This window comes from Rhizobium sp. 9140 (assembly GCF_900067135.1).
Classification (GTDB): Bacteria; Pseudomonadota; Alphaproteobacteria; order Rhizobiales; family Rhizobiaceae; genus Ferranicluibacter.
On record NZ_FJUR01000001.1, the window covers coordinates 701,601 to 727,121 of the forward strand.

At 63.4% G+C, this 25,521-nt stretch carries 18 protein-coding genes and 1 pseudogene; 11 read left to right on the forward strand and 8 right to left on the reverse strand.

The features are described 5' to 3' along the window. The first annotated feature begins 1 nt into the window (after window position 1). From trpA to GA0004734_RS03165, 3 genes are read left to right on the forward strand one after another with little or no spacing between them, the layout of a single operon-like run. Window positions 2-841 (forward strand): tryptophan synthase subunit alpha, encoded by an 840-nt coding sequence (gene trpA, locus GA0004734_RS03155; RefSeq protein WP_092931135.1) that lies wholly within the window; start codon window positions 2-4, stop codon window positions 839-841. A gap of 49 nt (window positions 842-890) precedes the next feature. Then, the gene (accD, locus tag GA0004734_RS03160; protein WP_092931137.1) at window positions 891-1,817 is read left to right on the forward strand and encodes an acetyl-CoA carboxylase, carboxyltransferase subunit beta; all 927 of its coding nucleotides are present in this window, start codon (window positions 891-893) and stop codon (window positions 1,815-1,817) included. 8 nt (window positions 1,818-1,825) lie between these two features. Further along, entirely contained in the window at window positions 1,826-3,166 is a 1,341-nt protein-coding gene (locus GA0004734_RS03165; protein ID WP_092931139.1) for a bifunctional folylpolyglutamate synthase/dihydrofolate synthase, read from the forward strand. A 100-nt stretch (window positions 3,167-3,266) separates the two neighbouring features. On the opposite strand, the pseudogene trxA reads toward GA0004734_RS03165, so the two are convergent. The 7 genes and pseudogenes from trxA to GA0004734_RS03200 all read right to left on the reverse strand — a co-directional run. Then, window positions 3,267-3,599: pseudogene (trxA, locus tag GA0004734_RS03170) on the reverse strand (thioredoxin); the annotation flags it as partial. A 95-nt stretch (window positions 3,600-3,694) separates the two neighbouring features. Next, window positions 3,695-7,264 (reverse strand): double-strand break repair helicase AddA, encoded by a 3,570-nt coding sequence (gene addA, locus GA0004734_RS03175; protein ID WP_092931143.1) that lies wholly within the window; start codon window positions 7,262-7,264, stop codon window positions 3,695-3,697. After that, complete coding sequence (addB, locus tag GA0004734_RS03180; RefSeq protein ID WP_092931145.1) at window positions 7,257-10,445, reverse strand: double-strand break repair protein AddB; 3,189 nt, start codon at window positions 10,443-10,445, stop codon at window positions 7,257-7,259. The genes addA and addB overlap by 8 nt, the downstream gene beginning before the upstream one ends. A gap of 11 nt (window positions 10,446-10,456) precedes the next feature. After that, the gene (locus GA0004734_RS03185; RefSeq protein WP_092931147.1) at window positions 10,457-11,185 is read right to left on the reverse strand and encodes a nucleotidyltransferase family protein; all 729 of its coding nucleotides are present in this window, start codon (window positions 11,183-11,185) and stop codon (window positions 10,457-10,459) included. Between the two features lie 113 nt (window positions 11,186-11,298). Further along, window positions 11,299-11,910: an alpha-ketoglutarate-dependent dioxygenase AlkB family protein gene (locus GA0004734_RS03190; protein WP_092935835.1), complete on the reverse strand. Its 612-nt coding sequence runs from the start codon at window positions 11,908-11,910 to the stop codon at window positions 11,299-11,301. Window positions 11,911-12,038: 128 nt separating this feature from the next. Continuing rightward, window positions 12,039-12,473: an alternative ribosome rescue aminoacyl-tRNA hydrolase ArfB gene (gene arfB, locus GA0004734_RS03195; protein ID WP_092935837.1), complete on the reverse strand. Its 435-nt coding sequence runs from the start codon at window positions 12,471-12,473 to the stop codon at window positions 12,039-12,041. Between the two features lie 187 nt (window positions 12,474-12,660). After that, window positions 12,661-14,271, reverse strand: a complete 1,611-nt coding sequence (locus tag GA0004734_RS03200) for a phosphoenolpyruvate carboxykinase (protein ID WP_092931149.1) — start codon at window positions 14,269-14,271, stop codon at window positions 12,661-12,663. A gap of 384 nt (window positions 14,272-14,655) precedes the next feature. Here GA0004734_RS03200 and GA0004734_RS03205 point away from each other — a divergent pair, with 384 nt between their 5' ends. From GA0004734_RS03205 to tsaE, 8 genes are all read left to right on the forward strand, one after another. Beyond that, window positions 14,656-15,387, forward strand: coding sequence for a response regulator transcription factor (locus GA0004734_RS03205; protein ID WP_092935839.1), 732 nt, complete (start codon window positions 14,656-14,658; stop codon window positions 15,385-15,387). 70 nt (window positions 15,388-15,457) lie between these two features. Further along, window positions 15,458-17,212 carry a sensor histidine kinase gene (locus GA0004734_RS03210; RefSeq protein ID WP_245292473.1) on the forward strand — a complete coding sequence of 585 codons (1,755 nt, stop codon included), beginning with the start codon at window positions 15,458-15,460 and terminating at the stop codon, window positions 17,210-17,212. Between the two features lie 2 nt (window positions 17,213-17,214). Further along, a complete protein-coding gene (locus tag GA0004734_RS03215) occupies window positions 17,215-17,697 on the forward strand; it encodes an HPr kinase/phosphorylase (protein WP_092935843.1) in 483 nt (160 codons plus the stop codon). 172 nt (window positions 17,698-17,869) lie between these two features. Then, window positions 17,870-18,271 carry a PTS sugar transporter subunit IIA gene (locus GA0004734_RS03220; protein WP_092931151.1) on the forward strand — a complete coding sequence of 134 codons (402 nt, stop codon included), beginning with the start codon at window positions 17,870-17,872 and terminating at the stop codon, window positions 18,269-18,271. A gap of 15 nt (window positions 18,272-18,286) precedes the next feature. After that, entirely contained in the window at window positions 18,287-18,559 is a 273-nt protein-coding gene (locus GA0004734_RS03225) for an HPr family phosphocarrier protein (RefSeq protein ID WP_092931153.1), read from the forward strand. A gap of 163 nt (window positions 18,560-18,722) precedes the next feature. Next, a complete protein-coding gene (ahcY, locus tag GA0004734_RS03230; RefSeq protein ID WP_092931155.1) occupies window positions 18,723-20,123 on the forward strand; it encodes an adenosylhomocysteinase in 1,401 nt (466 codons plus the stop codon). A gap of 356 nt (window positions 20,124-20,479) precedes the next feature. Beyond that, window positions 20,480-23,056 (forward strand): PAS domain-containing sensor histidine kinase, encoded by a 2,577-nt coding sequence (locus GA0004734_RS03235; RefSeq protein ID WP_245292324.1) that lies wholly within the window; start codon window positions 20,480-20,482, stop codon window positions 23,054-23,056. Continuing rightward, window positions 23,053-24,546 (forward strand): tRNA (adenosine(37)-N6)-threonylcarbamoyltransferase complex ATPase subunit type 1 TsaE, encoded by a 1,494-nt coding sequence (gene tsaE / locus GA0004734_RS03240; RefSeq protein ID WP_175386200.1) that lies wholly within the window; start codon window positions 23,053-23,055, stop codon window positions 24,544-24,546. Before GA0004734_RS03235 ends, tsaE begins: the two co-directional genes overlap by 4 nt. A gap of 3 nt (window positions 24,547-24,549) precedes the next feature. Here the strand turns inward: tsaE and coaA are convergent, their stop codons facing one another. Further along, entirely contained in the window at window positions 24,550-25,509 is a 960-nt protein-coding gene (gene coaA / locus GA0004734_RS03245; protein WP_175386202.1) for a type I pantothenate kinase, read from the reverse strand. Window positions 25,510-25,521: the final 12 nt, after the last annotated feature.

Here is a 25,521-nt window from a genome sequence, read left to right on the forward strand (position 1 = left end):
CATGAGCGCACGTTTCGACAGGACCTTCGCCAAGGCTGCTGCAGAGCATCGGCCGGTGCTCGTCACCTACATCATGGGCGGCGATCCCGACTTCGACACGTCCCTGTCGATCATGAAGGCGCTTCCCTCTGCCGGTGCCGACATCATCGAGCTCGGCATGCCCTTTTCCGATCCGATGGCCGATGGCCCGGCGATCCAGCTTGCCGGCCAGCGCGCGCTTGCGGGCGGCCAAACGCTTGAAAAGACGCTGGAGCTGTCCCGCCAGTTCCGCAAGACGGATACGGAAACGCCGATCGTCATGATGGGCTACTACAATCCGATCTACATCTATGGCGTGGACCGTTTTCTCGAGAACGCGCTCGCCGCCGGCATCGATGGCCTGATCGTCGTGGATCTGCCGCCGGAAATGGACGACGAGCTTTGCCTGCCCGCCCTCAAGAAGGGCATCAGCTTCATCCGCCTTGCGACGCCCACGACGGACGGACGGCGCCTGCCCAAGGTTCTCGAAAACACCTCGGGCTTCGTCTATTATGTCTCTATGAACGGTATCACCGGCTCGGCTCTGCCGGAACCGGCGCTGGTCGGTGGCGCCGTGGCGCGCATCAAGGAGCATACCAACCTGCCGGTTTGCGTCGGCTTCGGTGTCAAGACCGCCGAGCATGCCCGTGCCATCGGCGCGTCCGCAGACGGCGTGGTCGTGGGCACGGTCATCATCAATCAGGTCGCCTCCAGCCTGACCGAAGACGGTCAGGCAACGGGCGCGACCGTTCCGGGCGTCGAAGCCCTCGTTCGCGGCCTTTCGGCCGGTGTCCGGGCCGCACGTCTTGCCGCAGCCGAATAATCGCCCACATTCGGGGCAATGACAGGCTGAACGATTTCAGGAGTTTCATGTGAACTGGATTACCAACTACGTTCGCCCGAAGATCAATTCGATGCTCGGCCGCCGCGAGGTTCCGGAAAACCTTTGGATCAAATGTCCGGAAACGGGCGAGATGGTGTTTCATCGCGATCTCGAAGAAAACAAATGGGTCATTCCCGCCTCCGGCTTCCACATGAAGATGCCGGCGAAGGCGCGTCTGAAGGACCTGTTCGACGCGGGCGTCTTTGAGACGCTGCAGCAGCCGAAGGTGGCGCAGGACCCGCTGAAGTTCCGCGACTCGAAGAAGTACACAGACCGCCTGCGTGACAGCCGGGCGAAGACCGAGATGGAGGATACGATCCTTGCCGGTGTCGGCACCGTCGAGGGGCTGAAGCTTGTGGCCGTCGTGCACGAGTTCGCCTTCATGGGCGGCTCGCTCGGCATTGCCGCCGGCGAGGCGATCATCAAGGCCTTCGAGCGCGCCATCGCGGAGAAGTGCCCGCTCGTCATCTTTCCGGCCTCGGGCGGCGCCCGCATGCAGGAAGGCATCCTCTCGCTCATGCAGCTGCCACGCACCACGGTTGCCGTGCAGATGCTGAAGGAAGCGGGACTTCCCTATATCGTCGTTCTGACGAACCCGACCACGGGCGGCGTTACAGCATCCTATGCCATGCTCGGCGATCTGCATCTGGCGGAGCCCGGTGCCGAAATCTGCTTTGCCGGCAAGCGCGTCATCGAGCAGACCATCCGCGAAAAGCTCCCCGAGGGCTTCCAGACGTCGGAATATCTGATGGATCACGGCATGATCGACATGGTCATCAAGCGTCACGACATTCCCTCGACGCTCGCACGCCTGCTGAAGATCATGCTCAAGAAGCCGGTCGATGCGGTCAAGCGGACCGTCGAGCCGGAAATCGTGGTTCCCCCGGCAGCGGTGCCGGTCGCGGCCAGCGTTTAAGTCACGCGATGACCGTCGAGGCAAGCGAAGCCACGCAGGAGATCGACAAGCTCCTTGCTCTCCATCCCAAGGGCTTCGATCTGTCACTGGAGCGCGTGACGCGCCTCCTCGATAGGCTCGGCAATCCTCAGGACAGGCTGCCGCCCGTCATTCATGTGGCCGGCACCAACGGCAAAGGATCGGTCACCGCCTTTTCCCGGGCAATCCTCGAGGCGGCCGGTCTCTCCGTCCACGTCCATACCTCGCCGCACCTCGTCACCTGGCATGAGCGCTATCGCCTCGGCGTCAAGGGTGGACGCGGTGCCTATGCGACGGATGCGGTTCTCGCAGATGCGGTGCGCCGTGTGGCGGCTGCCAATCGCGGCGAGATCATCACTGTCTTCGAGATTTTGACGGCCGTCACCTTCGTCCTTTTTTCCGAGCATCCGGCCGATGTCGCGATCATCGAGGTTGGTCTCGGCGGGCGTTTCGACGCGACGAACGTGATCAAGACGCCGGCGGTAACAACGATCATGCCGATCTCGCTCGATCATCAGGCCTATCTGGGCGACCGCGTCGAACTGATCGCCGCCGAAAAGGCCGGCATCATGAAGCGCGGCTGTCCCGTCGTCATCGGGCAGCAGGAGGAAGAAGCCGCGCGCGACGTGCTGGTCACCACCGCTGAGCGGCTGCGCTGCCCTGTGTCTGTCTACGGACAGGACTTCATGGCGCATGAGGAGTTCGGCCATCTGATCTATCAGGACGATGACGGACTGATCGACCTGCCGCTTCCGCGCCTCCCCGGCCGGCATCAATATGCCAATGCCGCCGCGGCGATCCGTACCATCCGTGCAGCGGGCTTTAATCCGTCGGATGAGGCCATCGAGAAAGGCCTGACGACGGTGGAGTGGCCCGGCCGGTTGCAGCGCCTGACCAGCGGACGGCTGGCGGAACGCGCACCGAAACGCGCCGAGATCTGGGTGGATGGCGGCCACAATCCGGGTGCCGGCAAGGTGATCGCCGAGACGATGGCAAACCTAGAGGATCGCGATCCGCGCCCTCTGTTCCTCATCATCGGCATGATCAACACCAAGGATCCCGCCGGCTATTTCCAAGCCTTCTCCGGCCTTGCCGAGCAGGTCTTCACCGTGCCGATCCGCGGTACGGATGTCGGTATCGATCCGGTGGCGCTGGCGGAGGATGCTGCGGCACAGGGGTTCGAGGTCGAACCTGTCTCCTCTGTGACGGAAGCGCTGGCGATCCTCTCTGTCCGATTCGAAAACCAGCCGGTCGCCCCGCGCATCCTCATCGGTGGCTCGCTTTATCTCGTCGGCAACGTCCTCGCCGACAACGGCACGCCGCCGCGCTGAGAGATGCCCGCCCTGAGAGATCCCCACGGTGGAAACGTCATGAAAAAACCCGGCTGCGAAGGCCGGGTTTTCCAATGGTCGTATCATATGAGGCGGCCGCTTATGCGGCGGCGTTGGTGATCCAAGACGTCAGCGCTGTTTTCGGCGCGGCACCAACCTTGATGTCAGCCACTTCGCCAGCCTTGAAGATCGCGAGCGTCGGGATGGAGCGGACGCCGTACTGGGCCGCAATCTCGGGGTTCTCGTCGATGTTGATCTTTGCGACCTTCACCTTGCCGGCCATCTCGTTGGAGATTTCCTCAAGGCTCGGCGCGATCATCTTGCACGGGCCGCACCATTCGGCCCAGAAATCGACGATAACCGGCTCCTGTGCATTGAGAACTTCATCCTGAAAATTGGATGTATCGACTTTCACGGTCGCCATGATGCGCTCCTGGTTATGATGGTGCGGGCTTCTAAAATGCGGATGACCCGCAGGGCATGATCAGGATGTGATGATCCGGACCCTTAATTTCAATGTCCGGTATCTCATTTTGTGGCGAGCTCTACAAGCGCGGCATCGAGCAGCGCCTCTGGCACTTCGATTGCCGATGGACCCTCGGTAAAGACGAGGATACAGCGGAAACGATGGGCCGGATAGAGCGGTCGAAGGATCTCCCGGTAGATTGCAAGTTGTGTCCGGTAGACCATCGGTACGGCGCCGGCGTCACCGGGCACGTCGCGGTTGGTCTTGAAGTCGGCAATCACCACGCAATCGTCTGTAACGGCCAACCGGTCAATCCGGCCGGACACGGCATGTTCGCGCGCACCGAGCCGAAGCGTGCCCATGATCGACACCTCCGCGCGGCTGGTGCCGGAGAACAGTTCGGAAAGGACGGGATCTTCGATGACCGCAAGAACGGAGCGCACGATGCCGTCTCTTTGCGCTTCGCTCCATATTGGAACGGCGCGCGACAGGTAGAGCGCGGCGTCCGCTTCGCGTGCCTCGGGCGCCCGTGCGGGCAGGACCTGCAGCAGCCGGTGCAGGATCGCCCCGCGCAGAAGCGACGGTCCCGTGCGCTTGTCCTCAGGAAAGAGACGCGATCCCGTGATCGTGTCCGCCGCGTCGGCCTCGACAGCAAAGCCGGCCCCGGAGGGGCTCAAGGGGCGGGGAAGGTGGCGCTGCGGCGGTAGGGGTTCGAACAGCGCCAGCGGCAGGGCTCCGCCATCATCGGCCGCGATCGTGGCTTCTACGGGTTCGATGTCGAAATCCCTCCGCTTCGTCAGCGCATGCCAGCGCGCGCCGCTCCATTGCAGGCCGCCAACGGCAAAATCGACGGGCAGCAGACGGCCTTCCGCATCTGCCGCAAGGCCGGCCCGCACCATCGCGTGCCAGCTCTCGGGATTGTCGAGCTTGCCACGATAGCCGCAGACGATCAGACGATCCGCCGCCCGCGTCATGCCGACATAGAGCAGCCGGCGATACTCTTCCTCGGCGCCCGCCTTCAGCCGCTGCGTATCGCTGTCGATCAGGCTGTTGGAGGCTGCCCGTGGCGGCCGCCAGACGGGAATGGTCATGGTCTCCCCATCGGGGCCTCGACCATGAGGAGAGGGCACCATGCGGAGTGCGGGAACATGCTGGTTGTTGAACGCCTTGCCGCTGCCATCGACCAGGAAGACGACCGGCGCTTCCAGGCCTTTTGCCGCATGCACGGTCATAACGCGAACTTCGTTGCGCTCCTTGTCCTGCTCGCGCTTGATGGTCGGCGCCTCCAGTTCAAGACCGGAGATGAAGCTTTGCAGACCGGGGAGACCGTTGGCCTCGTGATCGAGGCAGAAGGTCAGGAACTCGTCGAGGATGTCGCTGACCTCGCTGCCGAGCCGCGACAGAAACGCCGCCCGCCCGCCATCGGCACCCAGCAAGCGGGCATAGAGATCATGCACCGAGAGTGTATCCGCCAGCGTCCGGTAGTTCGCCAGCCGTATGACGACCAGCTTGAGGGCAGGATCGGACGATCCTTCCAGCGCGGTCCAGAGGCTCTGGCCGAGGGGGCGCAAGGTTGCGACGTCTGCGAGCATCTCCTCGGTCACCGCGAAAAGCGGGCTCTTCAGCACGGCGGCGAGCGACAGGTCGTCCTGCGGCAAAAGCAGGAAGCGGCCGAGCGCCATCAGATCCTGAACGGCGATATGCGCCGTCAGCACCAGCCGGTCGGCACCCGCCACGGGAATGTCGTGCCGCGTCTTCAGCGCGCGCATCAGCGCGTTGACGAAGGCGTCGCGCTTGCGCACCAGCACGATCACGTCACCCGGCCGCATGACGCGGCGCGTTGTCTTCTCGATGATCGTCTCGGTGCCGATCCAGCTGGCAAGCGTGGCCGCGATGCGTTCGGCAAGAATGTTGGCCGGCGCATTTTCGGGCGTCGCATCGAAGGCTGCCGTCCAGTCCTCTTCCTCAAGGCTCGGTGCAGGCGCGATCGCATCCCAGATTTCGACTAGACCGGGATGGCCGACACGGTTGGAGGCATGCACCACGGGCTCGTTCCGCGCGCTGAGACCGCGCGCATGGGCGGGTTGGCGAAACACGGTATCGACGGCGGACAGCACGTCCTCGGTCGAGCGGAAGGAGAGTTGCAGCTGCACGGGGCTGAAGGCGAGCCCGCTGGCGTCGATTCGCCGCTTCGCCTCGCGCTCCTCCTCGGAAAAGCGCTCCGGCCGCGCGCCCTGGAACGAATAGATCGACTGCTTCTCGTCGCCGACGGCAAAGAGCGTCCGATGCCGGCCGCGAGCACTGTCGCCGGTAAAGAAGTCTTCCGCAAGCGACCGGATGATCGACCATTGCACCGGGCTCGTATCCTGCGCCTCGTCCACGAGAATATGGTCGATGCCCTGATCGAGCTTGTAGTGCACCCAGGCGCCGACATCCGAGCGGGTCAGCAATCTGGCGGTCCGGTTGATCAGATCGTCGAAATCGAGCTGGCTGCGGCTTTTCTTGATGTCCTCATAGTCCTGCGTCAGCCGCTCGGCGAGCACCATGGCGGCCTGCGTCGCTTCGAACATATGAAGCAGGTTGAGCCGGTCGGACAGCGCGAGGATCCGATCGTAAGCGGCCTGCACCTTGTCTTCGAGATCGGGCGCCGCCTTGCGCAACGGGGCGGAAAAAAAGCCCGACATCGCCTTCGGCTTTGCCGTGGACGCGGAGAAGAACAGATCACGGAGGGCTTGATAACGTTGCAGCGGCGTCGGCAATTCGGCGATGGTGGCAAGACCATCGGCGAAATCCCGCACCTTGACGCCGCCCGAAGACCGCGCAAGATCGATATAGCGCGTCAGCTCGGCCCCGTTCAGGCCGTCGAGCGGCCAGAATCGGGCAATGACGCTGTCCGCCGTCTCGCTTTCGTCCAGTCCCAGCGCCTCTCGCAGGACTCGGTCGGTGCCGCCCTGCTGCTCGGCCTCGCTCAGAAAGGCCTGAAGCGCCGTCCGGTTGGCCACGATCATCGACAGCAGGCTCTCGAGCCCGGTGTCATCGGCGAGCGCCAGCACCGTCTCGAACGCCCCGGTCAGCGCCGGATCTCCCTCGGTCGCTGCGGCGGTCAGGAGAAGGCGGCGCGCATCGGCGAGCAGGATCGTCGCCGTCCGGTCGTCCAGCACCGAGAAATGGCCGGCGACATTGGCTTCCAGCGGAAACTGATGCAGCAGCGCTTCGCAGAACGCGTGGATCGTCTGGATCTTCAGCCCGCCCGGCGTTTCCAGCGCGCGGGCAAACAGGCGTCGCGCTTCGGCGACCGTGGCGGCGTCAGGCGCCCGCCCTTCGAGCGCCGTGATGCGCGCCGAAAGCGTTGCGTCGTCCAGCGTCACCCATTCCGCCAGACGCTCGAACACGCGGTTCGACATTTCGGCTGCCGCTGCCTTCGTATAGGTCAGGCAGAGGATGGCCGAGGCGCGGCATCCCGAAAGCAGGAGCCGGATGACACGCTGGGTCAGAACATGGGTTTTGCCCGATCCGGCATTGGCCGACACCCAGGCCGATCGTCTCGGATCCGAAGCGACGGCCTGTTGCTGCGTCGTCCAGTTCAACCAGTCGGCCGGTGAACCGCTCGTCGGTGCGAGATCGTCAGGCATCCCCCGTCTCCTCTTCGCCATCGGCCGTCGACCATTCGGCGACGCGCGCCAGATGATCGTATTCCCCGCCGTAGGATTTTTCCTTCTGGACGATCACGCGCGAGGCGAAGCCGCGCTGGCCCGATTGCAGCGCCCGCAGCAGGCCGGTGAACTGGGCCAATGATTCGTCGGCGAGCATCTCCGCCGTCTTGGGCTCGACATCGCCCTTCGCGCGCCCCTCATTATTAACCTCGTCCACTTCGAACCGGTCCCCGGGCTTCAGCCTGACATAGAGCAGCGAGGCGGGATGGCGCCTGCCGACCTTGCCGAAGGCGCCCGCCTTCAGAGCCGCGGCTTCGAGCGGCAGCTGCGGATCGAGCAGCGCGCGGGCTTCCTTGACGGAGGGGCTGGCGCCGGTCTTATAATCGACGATCACGGCCTCGCCATCGGGGCCGATGTCGATCCGGTCGGCAATGCCGGTGAGCTCGATATCGGCGACGCCGACCTGAAACTTGGCATAGCGCTCCAGGAAGGATTGCCGGATTCCGTCCTTGCGGGACATCTCCCAGTCGATGAAGGCCCGGCCGACGGCCGCGAACCGGGGCCGCCAGATGACGTCGATATGGACCGGCAGCCGCTGCTCGTCGAAGGCCGCATCGATCAGCTGCCGCATGACGGCCTGCGCTTCCGGACCCGCGGGATCGACCTCGCTCTTGGCAAAGCGCTCGACGATGGCGTGGTAGATGGTGCCGCGCTCGGCCGCGCCCGGGTCCGCATTGAACCCGTCGATCGGCTGGAGGCGCAGAATACGCCGGGCATAGATGGAATAGGGATCGCGGCGCAGACGCCCGACCTCGCTGAAGGAATAGCGCCGCGGCTGCACCGCGAAATCCGGCTTCGGTTCCGGCCTCTTGGCAAGCGGCGTGTCGGGACGCGCGTCGAGAAGGGTGGCATAGCGCAACCGGTCGCGGCCGTACTCGCGCAGGCGCTGTCCCAGCTCCTTGCCGCCGACGGCGAGAAGCCGTTGCAGCCAGCGGGAGGCGACAGTGGGCGTCGCGCCCTTGCGCAAGGACCGGCTGAACACGAGCCGACGTGTGCCGCAGGCCATCTGGAGATCGTGCGCCAGCTGGCCGATACGCCGTTCCGGCGGCTCCAGCCCGATGCCGGTCTTCATGCTGCGCGACAGGAAAGGATCATTGGCCGTCTGTCCTGGCCATGTGCCTTCGTTCATACCGCCGAGGACGACGATATCGACGGTCTGCAACCGGGCTTCCAGTGCCCCGAAAATGAAGACGCGCGGATGCCGCATGGCGCGGGGCTTGACGGCGGAGCCGGCCACCAGCGCTTCAACCGCTTCGCACCACTGCCCGCCATCCGCCTCGATCTGCCCGTCCACCTCGATCACGGCACGCAGCAGATCGGCGAGCGCCGCACCCGCCTCGCCGGACCAGAGAGCACCGAGATCGCCCGTCTTCGACATGGCCACACCCTCCAGCGCGCGCCCGGTCCGCTCTGCCCAGTCGGAGAGCGTCAGCGACGTGCTGAACCCGCCGGCACCTTTGCGCCGCCGCACCAGCATGGCGACGAGCGGCTCGACAGCGGTGGCGATGGCACCAGCCACGACGCGGGCATCCTCGATTTCCGCATCCGTTACCTGCACCAGCCATTCCGGCGCATGGCGATCGGCGCGCCGGCGGACCGCCGCCTCGTCAAGCAGCGGTCTGAGGTCGGCAATATCGGCCGGCACCGTGCCGCCGCGCAGAGCCAGCAGCTCCAGCAATGTCGCGGCCGGGCGGAAGCGCTCGGGCGGCATACCGAAGTGGGCGAGCGGATGCTTTATCAGCGTGGTGATGGCGACGGGATCGCCGGGGCGTAGCGCCACGTCGAGCATCAGCCGGACAAGCGTGCCATGCGGCGTGGAGGCAAGGGGCGTGCCTGCGGAATCATCCGCCTCGATCCCGAAGCGCTGCAATTCGGCGGCAACCCGGCGGGCAAGATCGCGGTCGGGCGTGATCAGCGCGGCCTGACACTCGTCGTCCTTTTGCAATGCCAGCCGCAGGGAAAGCGCAATGGCCGTCGCCTCCTCGCGTTCGTTGACGGCCTCGATCAGCGCCGCATCGCAAAAAGCCGCTTCGACGCGTCGTGCATCGAGCGAACGTCGCACGGCGTCCCAGGAACTGGTCGCTTCCACCGGCAGGAAGGCATGCGACAATGTCTCGGCCCGGTCGGCGAGATCCGCATCGACGGTGCCGATCGACAAGACCTCCGTCCGCGAAATGCCCATGCGGCGGAGGAGACGCACGAAGCCGTATTGCGGATGGCTGCGGCTGGCGGAATCGTCGCGGCGGGCAGCGTCTGTCGATGGCGGGTCGATCAGGTTCCAGTCCGCCTCGGTCATCGTCTCGTCCAGCCCCGGCAGAACGATGGCGCCTTGCGGCAACCTCTGTACCGCGAGGATCAGCCGGGCGGTAGCGGGAATGGAGCCCGTGGACCCCGCAATGATCACAGGGCCGTCGATCGCACCGGCAGCGATCCGGTGGCTTTCCGCCTCGAGAACAGCATTGCGGTGGCGGGAGGGTGAGGAGCGGCTGAGTTCGGCCAGCCGGGCCGGCCAGAACTGGCTGGCGATCTGCAGGAACTCCAGCGTCAGCGTCCACCATTGGGCATAGTTGCTGGCATCGAGCGCGCCCAGCCTCTCCCAGTCCAGATCCTCCGTCTCGATATCGTCGATGATCTGCACGAGGTTTCGCGCCAGCCACAAGGCGTCCGCCGGGCTTGCAGGGGCGATCAGCGGACTGTCGCCATGGAGTTCGGTGACGATGCGCGGCAGCGTGTTGCGCCAGGCGAGAATCAGCCGCGACAGCTCGATCAGCCGCGCCGGGCCTGTCAGCGGCGGCGCAAGATCGAGAACGGCCGGCATCTCGGCATCGAAGAAGCCGCTGTCGTCGTCCGTTTCCCCCAGCGCCCGGATGACCGGCAGGATGGCGGAGCGCGCACCGAGGCAATCCACGAACTCGGAGCGCAGCACGCGTGCGGCGCGTCGCGTGGGCACGAAGATCGTCACGCCGGCAAGCGACAGCGGATCGGCCGGATCGTAGCGGTAGTCCGGCACGATCGTCCCGTCGCAGATCGCGTGGACGAGCGTCTTCAGGAAAGGCACGCCGGCCGGGATGGTGAAGACGTTCTGTCGTGCGGGCGTCATGGTCTCTTCCCTCAGGCGCGTTCCGCCAGCCGTGCAAACTGCGCTTCGGCCTTGCCGATCGCATCCGGCGTTCCCACGGTAATCCATTCGCCTTCGAGCATCAGGCCGTACAGGCGGCCGGCAGCGATGGCCTTGTCGAAATAGATGTTGAGATTGAAGGCGTCCTTCGGGGCATCGGCAAACAGCGTGCTCATCATGGCGATGGCGCCGGCATAAACGACGGGTTGCGGCATTCCTTCGGCGTAGCGCACCAGCTGCCCGTCCGCCTGAAGGGAGAAATCCTTCTTGCCGTCATGCCCGGTCGTCCGGTCGAGATCGACGCACAGCAGCAGCATGTCCATGCGGGCGGGATCGAAGGCCTCGGCAAGGTGGGCGAGATTGCTGCGTCCTTCCGGCTCGCCGATCCAGAAAAGGTCGGCATTCATGACCAGCACGGGGCCGGGGTCGAGAATGCCGAGCCCCTTGGCGAGGCCTCCGCCCGAATTCATCAGGGCCGCGCGCTCGTCGGATATCCGGATCGCCGGCGCCGGGCGGGCATGGAGATGCGCTTCCATGCGGTCGGCAAAATGGTGCACGTTGACGGCAGCCGTCTTGATGCCGGCCGCAACCAGAAGGTCGAGCACATGGTCGATCATCGGCTTGCCGGCAATCGGCACCAGCGGCTTCGGCATCGTGTCCGTGATGGGGCGCAGTCGCGTACCGAGTCCTGCGGCGAGCACCATGGCATTCTCAATAAGCATGTCGCCCCTTCCCGAATTCGGGCCTCGATTTGTCATCCGAACTTTGCATCATGTCCGTCATGCCGCCGGGTTCAAAACGGAAACCTTGCAGGTGCCATGTCCTCGAACCGTTCTCAAGGCATAACGCGCCGAAGCGTCAGATTGATACGGCCACCATTTTTGAGAAGCGTTGATGTCGCGGGGAAGATCCGGTCGACGCCATGAAAGGCGAGCCGGCTTTCGCCGCCAAGAACGACGATGTCGCCGCTTGACAGCTTGAAGGAGACTGTCCGGTCGTTGCGCTCGCGACCGCCGACCCGAAACAGGCAGGCATCGCCGAGCGACACCGAGACGACAGGTGTCTGCAGATCCTGCTCGTCCTTGTCCTGATGCAGCCCCATCCGTGCGGTTTCCGCATAGAAATTGACGAGACAGGCCTGCGGCGGCTTGGATGCACCGGCAACCGTCTGCCAGAGATCAAGCAGGCTTTGTGGAATGGCGGGCCATGGTTCCTGGCTTACGGGATGCTGAGGTTGATAGCGGTACCCCAAGGCCTTATCCGTGACCCAGCCGAGCGCGCCGCAGTTCGTCATCCGCACCGACAGCTCCTTGCCGGTCTTTGGCATGGCCGGGCGATAGAGCGGGGCTGCGGCAACGACGGCCCTGATCTCCTCGACAAGGGCCTCCTGCCGATTGCGATCGAGAAAGCCGGGAATATGGCGGAAGCCTTTCGGCAGGACCAGCATGGCCTCCTCCTGTTCGCGTTGCTGCCAGCCGATCATGGCAGGATTCTTTGCCGGATTCCGAACGCAACGGACGCCGGTTTTATGGACATATCCGTCTTTTGCCGGAAGGGTTCGGCGATCACGGTCATCTACTCGCCATCCGGGCGTCCGCGCATTTTCTTGACTTCCCCCCGCCCGCTCTTCGCTTTCAGGCGGCGCTCCACCGAGCCTCGGGTCGGCTTGGTCTTGCGGCGGGGCGGCGGGGGCGGTTCGGCGGCTTTCAAGATCAGCGCCTTCAGCCGCTCGCGCGCGTCCTCGCGGTTGCGGTCCTGGCTGCGGAAGCGGCTCGCCTCGATCATCAGCACGCCCTCTTTCGAGACCCTGCGACCGGCAAGGCCGATGGCGATGTCGCGGATGCGCTCGGGCAGGGAAGGGGATGCCGCGATATTGAAAAACAGCTGGACGGCGGTCGCGACTTTGTTGACGTTCTGCCCGCCGGGGCCGCCTGCCAGCACGAACTGCTCGCTCAGTTCCCAGCCGGCAATGACGATCCGGTCGTTGATATAGAGGGGGTCGCTTGCCATGCCGTCGCCTTTCGTTCCCTGTTTATTCCAGCTTGGCGCGCTTTGCAAATAGAGCAATTCCAGCAAAATTGCACAGCTGTCTTGGAATTGCGTGAAGAGAAAAAGATAGGCTGAACGAAAAAACCCGGCGCTGATGGCAGCGCCGAGTTTCACGTGAAATCCTCGATGAAGCGTTTCCGCCTGAGGCTTACTCCGCAGCGATGGCCAGTCCCGGTGCCGCATCGCGGACGCCGCCATCGACGTGGCTTTCGAACTTGGCGAAGTTCGCCACGAACATGTTGGCGAGCTTGGTAGCCTGCGCGTCATAGGCGGCACCGTCCGCCCAGGTCGAGCGCGGATCGAGAATGCCACCCTCGATGCCGGCGACTTCGACCGGAACCGCGAAGCCGAAATTGGCATCGGTGCGGAATTCGGTCGCGGCCAGCGAACCGTCGAGCGCTGCGGCGAGCAGAGCCCGTGTCGCCTTGATGGGCATGCGACGGCCCGTGCCGTAGGCGCCACCGGTCCAGCCGGTGTTGACGAGCCAGCAGGTAACACCGTGCTCGGCGATGAGCGCACGCAGCAGGTTGCCGTATTCGCTCGGATGTCGCGGCATGAAGGGTGCCCCGAAGCAGGTCGAGAAAGTGGCTTCCGGTTCGGTCACGCCTTTTTCCGTGCCGGCAACCTTGGCGGTGTAGCCGGAGAGGAAGTGGTACATGGCCTGGTCGGCGGTCAGTTTGGCGATCGGCGGCATGACGCCGAAGGCATCCGCCGTCAGCATGATGATCGTCTTGGGATGACCGGCCGTGCCCGTTGCGCTGGCATTGGGAATGAAGTCCAGCGGATAGGCGCAGCGGGTGTTCTCGGTCAGCGAGCCGTCATCGAAGTCCGGAACACGGTTCTCGTCCAGGATGACGTTCTCGAGCACGGTACCGAAACGCTTCGTTGTCGCGAAGATCTCCGGCTCGGCTTCGGCCGAAAGACGGATCGTCTTGGCATAGCAGCCGCCTTCGAAGTTGAAGATGCCGTCCTTGCCCCAGCCATGTTCGTCATCGCCGATCAGCGTGCGCTTCGGGTCGGCCGACAGCGTGGTCTTGCCCGTGCCAGACAGGCCGAAGAACACGGCGGAATCACCGTCCGGGCCAACATTTGCCGAGCAGTGCATCGGCATGACGCCCTTTTCCGGCAGCAGGTAGTTGAGCGCGGTGAAGACCGACTTCTTCATTTCGCCGGCATAGGACGTGCCGCCGATCAACACGAGGCCGTTGACGAGATCGCAGGCGATGACGGTTTCCGTCCGGCAGCCGTGACGGGCGGGATCGGCGCGGAAATGCGGCAGGTCGATGATCGTCAGCTTCGGCGCGAACGTCGTCAGGCTCGCGCGATCCGGGCGGATCAGGAGGTTGCGGATGAAGAGGGAGTGCCAGGCGAACTCGGTGATGACGCGGGTCGGCAGGGCGTTGTCGCTGTCAGCACCGCCAATCAGGTCCTGCACATAGAGCGAACGGCCACGGGCATGGTCGAGCATATCGTTGCATAACGTTTCGAAGTGCGCGGGCGACATTTCCTTGTTGTTGTCCCACCAGATCTGCTCGGTCGTCGTCGCATCGCGAACGACGAATTTGTCCTTGGCGGAGCGACCCGTGTGCTGGCCGGTGAGCGCACGAAGCGCGCCGTCTGCTGTCACCTGCGCTTCGCCAAGCCGCAACGATTCCTCGTAAAGCTCTGCCGGTGTCAGGTTGTAACGGACGGCGACAAGGTCTTCAAAACCGAGTGCAGCGATTCCGAGATCCGGATTGCGAATGCCAAATTCTTCCATGAGCGCTGCTCCCCTGCGTTGTATCGATGGCCCGACATTAGCCGGAGTTACAGAAAATGCAAGATAACATCGAAAAAAATACAATAAATTCAATATATTAATCGATTTAAAGGAAATTGTTCAATGTTCAATCGTTTTAAATTCGCAATTGAAAAGTTTCCAGAAGGCTGGTGCTAGACCATTCATCCACGATTGTGCTTCCCGATGACGTTTTCGCTTCGCCACAATTTGTTCCACCTTTATACTCATGAACGCGCGCCGGCCCTGGCAGATCTCCGTATCGAGGCCTGTCTATCCGGGCCGCCCTCTATCGATGATGTCCCATTTCCTGCCGGAAATAGGACCGAGGAGAGAAGGCGCGAAGATATGATGGAGCGGAATACGATGCAGACCATTGCACTTGTCGATGACGACCGGAACATCCTGACATCGGTCTCGATCGCGCTGGAAGCCGAAGGCTACAAGGTCGAGACCTACACGGATGGCGCCTCAGCGCTCGATGGGCTTCTGGCCCGGCCGCCCCAGCTCGCGATCTTCGATATCAAGATGCCGCGCATGGACGGGATGGAACTCCTGCGCCGTCTGCGACAAAAGTCGGATATTCCCGTCATCTTCCTGACCTCGAAGGACGAGGAAATCGACGAGCTCTTCGGGCTGAAGATGGGCGCGGACGACTTCATCACCAAGCCGTTCTCACAGCGTCTGCTGGTCGAGCGCGTCAAGGCGATCCTGCGCCGCTCCGCCAACCGGGAGGCCGCAGCGGCTGCCGGTCCCGCGGGACTGCAGAAGATGAAGGACGATATCCAGGCCCGTTCTCTGGAACGCGGCCAGCTGTCGATGGACCAGGAACGCCATACCTGCACTTGGAAGAACGAGCCGGTGACGCTGACGGTGACCGAGTTCCTGATCCTGCATTCGCTCGCCCAGAGGCCCGGCGTCGTGAAAAGCCGCGATTCGCTGATGGATGCCGCCTATGACGAGCAGGTCTATGTGGACGACCGCACCATCGACAGCCACATCAAGCGGCTGCGCAAGAAGTTCAAGATGGTCGACAACGACTTCGATATGATCGAAACCCTTTACGGCGTCGGTTACCGGTTCCGCGAATCGGCCTGAGGCCCTGAACATCCAGACGAGCGGGAGAGGCTGAGCGTCCGACGTGGCTGATATAACGAGGCATGCGGCGATCGAGGAAGCGGACGGAGCCTATCGCTCCGGCCGACGCTGGGCGCATCCCTTCACGCTGATCCGCCGCATCTTCGGCAATGCGGTCTTTTCCAGCCTCACGCGCCGCATCCTGTTCTTCAATCTGGTGGCGCTCGTCGTTCTCGTCGGCGGCATCATGTATCTCAACCAGTTCCGCGAAGGACTGATCGATGCGCGCGTCGAGAGCCTGTTGACGCAGGGCGAGATCATCGCCGGCGCCATCGCCGCCTCCGCCTCGGTCGATACGAACTCCATCACCATCGACCCGGAAAAGCTGCTCGAACTTCAGGCCGGGCAGAGCATCACGCCGCTGCCGCGGGACGAGGATCTCGAATTCCCGATCACGCAGGAGCGTGTCGCGCCCGTGCTGCGCCGGCTGATTTCGCCCACGCGCACCCGCGCCCGTCTTTTCGATGCCGATGCCGACCTGCTGCTCGATAGCCGCCATCTCTATACCGGGGGTCAGGTGCTGCGGTTCGACCTGCCGCCCATCGAGCCTGAAAACGAGACGCTGACCGGCAAGCTCAACACCTGGTACAATCGCATGCTCCAGCCGGGCAACCTGCCCCTCTACAAGGAGCCGCCGGGCGGCAATGGGTCGATCTATCCGGAAGTCATGAATGCGCTCACGGGCGTGCGCGGCGCCGTGGTGCGGGTCACGGAACAGGGTGAGCTGATCGTCTCCGTCGCCGTTCCCGTCCAGCGGTTCCGGGCCGTGCTCGGCGTGCTCCTGCTATCAACACAGGCTGGCGATATCGACAAGATCGTCCATGCCGAGCGGCTGGCGATTATCCGGGTGTTCGGGGTCGCCGCCCTCGTCAACGTCATCCTGTCGCTTCTCCTGTCAAGCACGATCGCCAATCCGCTGCGCCGCCTGTCGGCGGCCGCCATCCGCGTGCGGCGCGGCGGCGCCAAGGAGCGGCAGGAGATCCCCGACTTTTCCTCCCGTCAGGACGAGATCGGCAACCTCTCCGTGGCGCTGCGGGACATGACCGGCGCGCTCTACGACCGCATCGCGGCCATCGAGAATTTCGCGGCCGATGTGAGCCACGAACTCAAGAACCCGCTGACCTCGCTGCGCAGTGCCGTCGAGACCCTGCCTCTTGCCCGCACCGACGACTCCAAGAAGCGGCTGATGGACGTCATCCAGCACGACGTGCGCCGGCTCGACCGGCTGATCAGCGATATCTCCGACGCTTCGCGCCTGGATGCAGAGCTTGCCCGCAGCGATGCGCGCGGGGTCGATCTCGAAAAGCTGCTGGGCGACCTCGTCGATATCTCGCGGCAGGTGCGCAACAAGAAGAAGACGGTGCTGCTCAACTTCGTCGTGGAGCGTAAGGACAACCCCAAGGCCCGTTTCGATGTTAGCGGCTATGAACTGCGCATCGGGCAGATCATCACCAACCTGATCGAGAACGCCCGGTCCTTCGTGCCGGAAGAGGGTGGCCACATCATCGTGCGGCTGACGCGCAACCGCACGCGCTGCATCGTCTATGTCGAGGACAACGGTCCAGGAATCCAAGCGGAGGATATCGACCGCATTTTCGAACGTTTCTACACCGACCGGCCGGATGGCGAGGATTTCGGACAGAATTCCGGCCTTGGCCTGTCGATCTCGCGGCAGATCGCCGAAGCGCATGGCGGCACGTTGCGGGCCGAAAACATGACGGATGCGCAGGGTGCGATCACCGGCGCGCGCTTCATCCTGTCGCTGCCCGTTGGCGAGGCGGCGTGAGCCTGAGACAAAACGTAGCGGAGAACGGCCTTGCAGCCGGTGACCAGGCCGCGCCCCGCAATATCCATGCGACGGCCATCGTCCTTGGCACGCTCGGCTATCTCTTCGTCGGCCCTTCCGGCACGGGCAAGACCAGCGCCGCCCTTGCCTGCCTCTCCTCCGCTGCCCGTCGCGGCTGGAATGCGGCGCTCGTCTCCGACGATCAGGTCATGGTCAGCCTGCGGAGCGGTCGTCTCGTCGCCCGCGCTCCGGCAACCATAGCGGGCCTCGTCGAGTTGCGCGGTGTCGGGCCGATCCCGGTTCGAACCGTCATGGCCGCCGTCATGTCCTATGCCGTGTTGCCTGTCGCCCCACCGTTCGATATGCGCGTCGCACCCGAGCTCGAGATGTGGGAAGCCGGCCCCGTCGCGCTCCCTTTGCTCCGGCTTCCGCTTCTCCCGGGCCTTGACCCACTGGATGCACTCAGCCGTTTTTCGACCCTTTGAATGTCGCAGTCTGCACAGTTTTTGCTCATGTGATCCGTGTTTTAGGATTTTTGACTTGCACTCCGGCATTTCCTCGCCAAGATGACCGCCCCAAGGTGGAATGAAATTGTTGCATTGCGGCATGGCATGGCTATCGTCCGCCGAAGGGAAAAGGCAGTTGGAGCAAAGACACATGATCGGACTTGTGCTTGTCACGCACGGCAAGCTGGCTGAAGAGTTTCGTCATGCGCTCGAACACGTCGTGGGGCCGCAGAAGTTCATCGAGACCGTCTGTATCGGACCCGAAGACGACATGGACCAGAGGCGTCAGGATATCCTCACGGCCGTCATCGCCGCCAACGAGGGCAGCGGTGTCATCATTCTCACCGACATGTTCGGCGGTACGCCGTCCAACCTCGCCATCTCCGTCATGCAGAGCGGTACTGTCGAGGTCATCGCCGGCGTCAACCTGCCCATGCTGATCAAGCTGGCCGGCGTGCGTGGCGAGAGCGACATGGACAAGGCGCTGGTCGAGGCATCCGAGGCCGGGCGCAAATACATCAACGTCGCCAGCCGCGTTCTCAGCGGCAAATAACGGACGCATTCCTTCATGACACTGTCGCGGGACCTCCAGATCATCAACAAGCGCGGTCTCCATGCGCGTGCCTCCGCCAAGTTCGTGCAGACGGTGGAGGCCTATGATGCCGACATCCATGTGACGAAGGACGGCATGACCGTCGGCGGGCTCTCGATCATGGGCCTGATGATGCTTGCTGCCAGCACGGGCAGCTCGATCTCCGTCACCGCAAGCGGCAATCAGGCCGAAGAAGCGCTGGAAGCACTCGACGCACTGGTCAAAGACCGTTTCGGCGAGGAAATGTAGGCATATAAACATATAAAGACGTCTTTATGTGTGTGTTGCCTGCGATCCGCTTTCCTGCTAGAGGAAGATCGCGCCCTGGCTGTGCCCGGGAAAAGAGATCACGCTCGCCAGCGGTCCCGGAGCTTGAAGCTTTCGACCCGGCGCGCCTTTAGCGGAGAGCTTCATGAGCACGACCAACGACTATCTGGTAGCCGATATCGGCCTGGCCGACTTCGGCCGCAAGGAAATCACCATCGCCGAAACCGAAATGCCAGGCCTGATGGCCTCGCGCGAGGAATTCGGCACGTCGAAGCCGCTGAAGGGCGCTCGCATCACCGGCTCGCTGCACATGACGATCCAGACCGCCGTCCTCATCGAGACGCTGGTTGCGCTCGGTGCAGACGTCCGCTGGGCGTCGTGCAACATCTTCTCGACGCAGGACCATGCTGCTGCGGCCATCGCTGCCGCCGGTATTCCGGTCTATGCCGTCAAGGGCGAGACGCTGACGGAATACTGGACCTACACCGATAAGATCTTCCAGTGGACCGACGGTGGCGTCTCCAACATGATCCTCGACGATGGCGGCGATGCCACCATGTACATCCTGCTCGGTGCGCGTGCCGAAGCCGGTGAAGACGTGCTGTCGAACCCGGGCTCGGAAGAAGAAGAGATTCTGTTCGCGCAGATCAAGAAGCGTCTGGCTGAAACGCCGGGTTTCTTCACCAAGCAGCGCGACGCGATCCAGGGCGTCACCGAGGAAACGACGACCGGCGTCAACCGCCTGTACCAGCTGCACGCCAAGGGCCTGCTGCCCTTCCCGGCGATCAACGTCAACGACAGCGTCACCAAATCGAAGTTCGACAACAAGTACGGCTGCAAGGAATCGCTGGTCGACGGCATCCGCCGCGGCACCGACGTAATGATGGCCGGCAAGGTTGCCGTCGTCTGCGGTTACGGCGATGTGGGCAAGGGTTCGGCAGCCTCGCTGTCGGGTGCCGGCGCACGCGTCAAGGTCACGGAAGTCGATCCGATCTGCGCCCTGCAGGCCGCCATGGACGGCTTTGAAGTCGTGCAGCTCGAAGACGTCGTCGCCAGCGCCGATATCTTCATCACCACGACCGGCAACAAGGACGTCATCCGCATCGAGCATATGCGCGAGATGAAGGACATGGCGATCGTCGGCAATATCGGCCACTTCGACAACGAGATCCAGGTTTCTGCGCTTCGGAACCTGAAGTGGAACAACGTCAAGCCGCAGGTCGATCTCATCGAGTTCCCCAAGGGCAACCGGATGATCCTTCTGTCGGAAGGCCGTCTGCTGAACCTTGGCAACGCGACCGGTCACCCGTCCTTCGTCATGTCGGCCTCGTTCACCAATCAGGTTCTGGCCCAGATCGAGCTTTTCACCAAGGGCGAACAGTACGAAGCCGGCGTCCACATCCTGCCGAAGCACCTCGACGAAAAGGTCGCGCGCCTGCACCTCGCCAAGCTCGGCGTGAAGCTGACCACTCTTTCCGAAGAGCAGGCTTCCTATATCGGCGTAACCCAGCAAGGCCCGTTCAAGGCGGATCACTACCGCTATTAAAACGGATCATACGCTCATCCACAGATGATAAGAGGCCGTGCGCTTGACAGCGTGCGGCCTCTTTTTCGTCTGAGCGCTTCCCGCTTACGGGGGGAGTGGGTATGCTGCCTGTATCGATTCGGGACGAAGATGCGGCACTGACGCGGACCGGGTCAAAAAAAGCGTTGATTTTCAGGACGGGACGCGACGCGCCGCAAGCGGCGGGCAAGCATAAGCGCGTAACCATCCGGAGAAAGACGATATTCGTCCAAGCGGCCGTACCTAGAGACCGCTGGAGACGGCGGACGTGCGCCCTGTCGGTCGATGCCATTTGGTGGAAGATCGTTGGGACGACGTGCAACGGGGACAGGCACGCGATGACGAAAGCTTTTTGGAACGCGGGAAGAGCGGATGCGGATCCGATAGAGTCCGGCATGGTTTCCGCCCGGGTGCAGCTACACCATTCTCCCACGACATCCGCTGCTCCCGATACCGCCTCCGTTCCACGCTGCAATCGCCTGTCCCTGGCTGTTCGTCGGCTGGCAGCAAGCTCCGCATTGGGGCTCCTCTCCGGCGAGGCCATGGCAGCCGAAGGCGTTGCCAGCGTCTTCCACTCCTCCGAAATCATCACCTTCTCACTCCTGACCGGCGCCATTGCCGCGGCCATGATCTCCGCCGTCTGGGTCATTCGCCAGCGCAGCACGGTCGAGACCGACAATCGCGACCTGAAGACGGCGCTTGCAGATGCCCGTCAGAGCATCTCGCGCTTTCAGGCCCTGATTTCCGACAAGAACCGCAGCATCGTCGTCTGGGACGGCCCGGCCGAAAAGCCGGAGTTCCTGGGCCAGCTGCCGCCGGAAACCGGAGCGCCGCAGGACGACCGGGACTTTCTGGCCTTCGGTCGCTGGATCAAGGCGACATCCGCCAGCGAACTTGAGCATGCCATCGACCGGCTGCGCACCTATGCCGAAAGCTTCGACCTCGTCGTTCAGACCAGCCGCAATGAAATTCTGGAAGCACAGGGGCGCGTATCCGGCGGCCGGGCTTTCGTGCGTTTCGTCGCGCTCAACAATCTGCGTGAGGAACTGGCGGAGCTGACGCTGGAGCGCGACCGCCTGCGCGGCGATCTCGCCAGCCTCCAGACGCTGTTGAACGCCGTGGACATGCCGGTCTGGCAACGCGGTCGCGACGGGCAGATTACCTGGGTCAACGAAGCCTATCGCGATGCCGTGGAGGCGCCGAGCGCCGATGTGGTCGTCCAGGAAGGCCGCGAGTTGCTGGCGACCGTTTCACGTGAAAAAGCCAAGGCCATTTCAACCTATGATTCCCCCTTCCGCGACAAGATCTCGACCGTCGTGCGCGGCCAGCGCACCTTCTTCGACGTCGTCGATGCGAAGACGACCTATGGCACGGCCGGCATCGCGCTCGATGTGAGTGCCATCGAGGCGGTCCGCGAGGAGCTTTCGCGCACGCTGAAGAGCCATGCCGAAACGCTGGATCATCTGGCGACGGCCGTTGCCACCTTCGACGGCTCGCAGCGTCTGCAATTCTACAATCAGGCCTTCCAGACCCTGTGGAACCTCGACACGGCCTTTCTCGCTCGCCGTCCCGGCAATGGCGAGATCTTCGACCAGCTGCGCGAAAGCGGCCGGCTCCCCGAGCAGCTCAGCTGGAAGCAGTGGAAGGAACAGGCCCTCTCGGTCTATCAGGCGATCGAAACCCAGACGGATATGTGGCATCTGCCGAACGGGCAGACCCTTCGCGTCTTCGCCACGGCCCGCCCACAGGGCGGGGCCACCTGGGTTTTCGAGAACCTCACCGAGCGGGTAGACCTGGAAACCCGCTACAACACGCTGGTTCAGGTTCAGGGCGAAACCATCGATCATCTCTCCGAAGGCGTTGCCGTGTTCGGCCCGGACGGGCGCATCAAGCTCTCGAACCCGGCCTTTCGGGCGCTCTGGGGCGTGACCGAAACGGAGGTTGCGCCGGGCACGCACATCCGTGCCATCGAGCAGGCTTGCGCCGTGTCCTACGATCAGCCGGATGGCTGGAAGCAGTTCGCCCATGCCATTACCAGCTTCGAGGATGAGCGGCCGTCCAGCCGTGGCATGCTGGAGCTGCGCACCGGTCTCATCCTCGACTTCGCCATCATTCCCCTGCCCAATGCGCAGACCATGCTGACCTTCGTCGATATGACGGACAGCGTTCGCGTCGAGCGCGCGCTGACGGAGAAGAACGAGGCGCTGCGGATGGCGGATTCGCTGAAGAACGACTTCGTCCAGCACGTCTCCTACGAGTTGCGCTCGCCGCTCACCAACATCATCGGCTTCGCCGACCTCCTGAAGACGCCCGCCTTCGGCGAACTTTCAACGCGCCAGGCGGAATATGTCGACCACATCTCCACCTCTTCGTCGCTGCTGCTGACCATCGTCAACGACATCCTCGATCTCGCCACCGTCGATGCCGGCATCGTCGAGCTCGACCTCAGCGAGATCAACCTCACCGATTTCCTGGATGAGGTGGCCCAGCAGATGGCCGATCGCCTGCAGGAAAGCGCCGTCACCTTGCGCATCGATACGCCGGATATGCTCGGCACTTTCGTTGCCGATCATCAGCGGCTGAAGCAGATCTTCATCAAGCTCCTGACCAATGCCGCCAATTTCGCGCCGGAAGGCAGCGTCGTCGGCCTGTCCTGCGCCCGCGAAGGCAACGATTTCGTCTTTACCGTCAGCGATCACGGCCCCGGCATTCCGAAGGATGTGCTCGAAAGCGTCTTCCATCGCTTCGAAAGCCACGGCCAGCGCGGCGGTGCCGGCCTCGGCCTCTCCATCGTGGACAGCTTCATCACCCTGCACCACGGCAAGGTCCGCATCGTCACGCGCGAAGGCGAGGGGACGGAGGTCGTCTGCCGCATTCCCTCGGGCGCGCTGCCAAAGGCCGAAGCGGCGGAATGATCGAGATGCTCCGCCTGCCGCTGCCGGACGAAGCCGCCACCATGACGCTTGGCGAAGATCTGGCGCTCGCGCTCAGGGCTGGCGACACCGTCGCCCTTTCGGGCGATCTGGGTGCCGGAAAATCGACGCTCGCCCGGGCACTGATTCGGTCTATGGCCGACGATCCCTTTCTGGAGGTGCCGAGCCCGACCTTCACGCTGGTCCAGTCCTACGACCTGCGCATCCCCGTCTCCCATTTCGATCTCTACCGGCTGGGCGATGCGAACGAGGTGCTGGAACTCGGCCTCGATGAACTCTCGGCAAACGGCATCTGCCTGATCGAATGGCCCGAACGGGCGGAAGGCTACCTGCCGCGGCAAAGCGTCGTCCTGACGCTGGAGCAGGATGGCGATGGCCGCATGGCTATCTTTTCCGGCAGCGAGCCGATCCTGTCGCGCATCCGGCGCAGCCTTGCGATCCGCGCGTTTCTTGACGGTCACGGCAACCGGGGCGCCGCGCGTCGCCACTTGAACGGCGATGCCTCCGTGCGCGGCTATGAGCGCATTCGCCGGGCTGAAAAGCCGGACCTGATCCTGATGGATGCGCCCCGCACCGTTCCGGGACCGATCCTCGAAGACGGCAAATACTATCAGCAGATCGCCCATATCGCCGAGGATGTCGGCGCTTTCGTCGCGATCGATTTCTATCTGCGCAAGCAGGGCATTGGCGCGCCCGAGATCGTCGCGCGGGATATCGAGGCCGGCATTCTGCTTCTCGAAGATCTCGGGGCCGAAGGCATCCTCGATGCGGACGGTGCACCCATTGCGGAACGTTACGTCGAAACGGCACGCCTGCTCGCCCGGCTGCACAGCCAAACGCCGGAAGACCGGCTGCCAATGTCCAAAGGACAGGTCCATATCGTCCCTCCCTTCGACCGGGCCGCAATCAAGATCGAGACGCGGCTTCTCCTCGACTGGTTTCTGCCGCATCATCGCGGCACGCCGGCAACCCCGATAGAGCATGAAAGCTACGCTGCCGTCTGGGACCGGCTGATCGACCTGTCGGATCGCGGCGAGAAGCACCTACTCCTGCGCGATGTCCATTCGCCCAACATCCTCTGGCGCGAGGGCAGGACCGGCATCGACCGCGTGGCTCTGATCGATTTTCAGGATGCGATGATCGGCCCGACGGCCTATGACGTGGCCTCGCTGGTTCAGGATGCCCGCGTCACCATCGCGCCGGACCTGGGTCGCGTGATTCTCGCTGCCTACATCGCCGAGCGGCACCGCCTCGGCCCGTTCAACGATGTCTCTTTCCTTGAGCATTTCCACCTGATGGCAGCGCAGCGCAATTGCAAGCTGGTCGGCATCTGGGTGCGGCTGATGCAGCGGGATGGCAAGCCCGGCTATATGAAGCACATGCCACGCACCTTCGCCTATCTGCGCCAAGCGCTGGCACACCCCTCGCTCGCTCCGCTGGAAGACTGGCTCCGGGACGCCGGGCTCTTATAGGGCTTACAGCTTGCGAAGCGCGACCGTCTGGACGAGATGGTCGTTACCCTTTTGCAGGATGAGATCTGCCCGCGGCCGGGTCGGCAGGATATTGCGGCGCAGGTTCTTCAGGTTGGTGTTCTGCCAGAGCCCTTCGGCAATCCCCAACGCCTCTTCCTCACTCACCTGCGCATAGCGCTTGAAGAAGGATTCCGGGTTCTTGAAGGCCGTCTGGCGCAGCCGCATGAAGCGATCGACATACCAGGAATGGATCAGGTTTTCGTCGGCATCGATATAGATCGAGAAGTCGAAGAAGTCGGACACCATCGGCACGATCTTGCCGTCTTCGGGCAGGTCGCGTGATTGCAGCACGTTGATGCCCTCGAAGATCAGGATATCCGGCCGGTCCACCACTTGAAACTGGTCGGGCAGCACGTCGTAGACGAGGTGGGAATAGCTCGGCGCCTGCACGTTCGGCTGCCCGGCCTTGATGGCCGAGAGAAAGCGCAGCAGCGCGCCGATATCGTAGCTTTCCGGAAAACCCTTCCGGTTCATGATGTTCTCGCGCATCAGCACGGCGTTCGGGTAGAGAAACCCGTCCGTCGTCACCAGATCGACCTTGGGGCTCGATGGCCAGCGCGACAGAAGCTCGGCCAGAATACGGGCCGTGGTCGATTTGCCGACCGCGACCGAGCCGGCGATGCCGATCACGAACGGCGTCTTCGTCTCGTCCGAGATCGTCAGGAAGCGCTTGCGCTGCTCGTAGAGGATCTGCGACGCCTCGACATGGGTGGACAAGAGGCGCGACAGCGACAGATAGATCCGCCGCACCTCATCGAGGTCGATCGGGTCGTTCAGCGAGCGAAGCCGGCGAACTTCGTCGGCGGTCAGCGTCAACGGCGTGTCGGCGCGAAACTGCGACCATGCCTCGGCCGAGAAGAAATGGTACGGGGAATAGTCTCGCCTGCCGAGATCGTCCGGCATATCCGCTTCCCC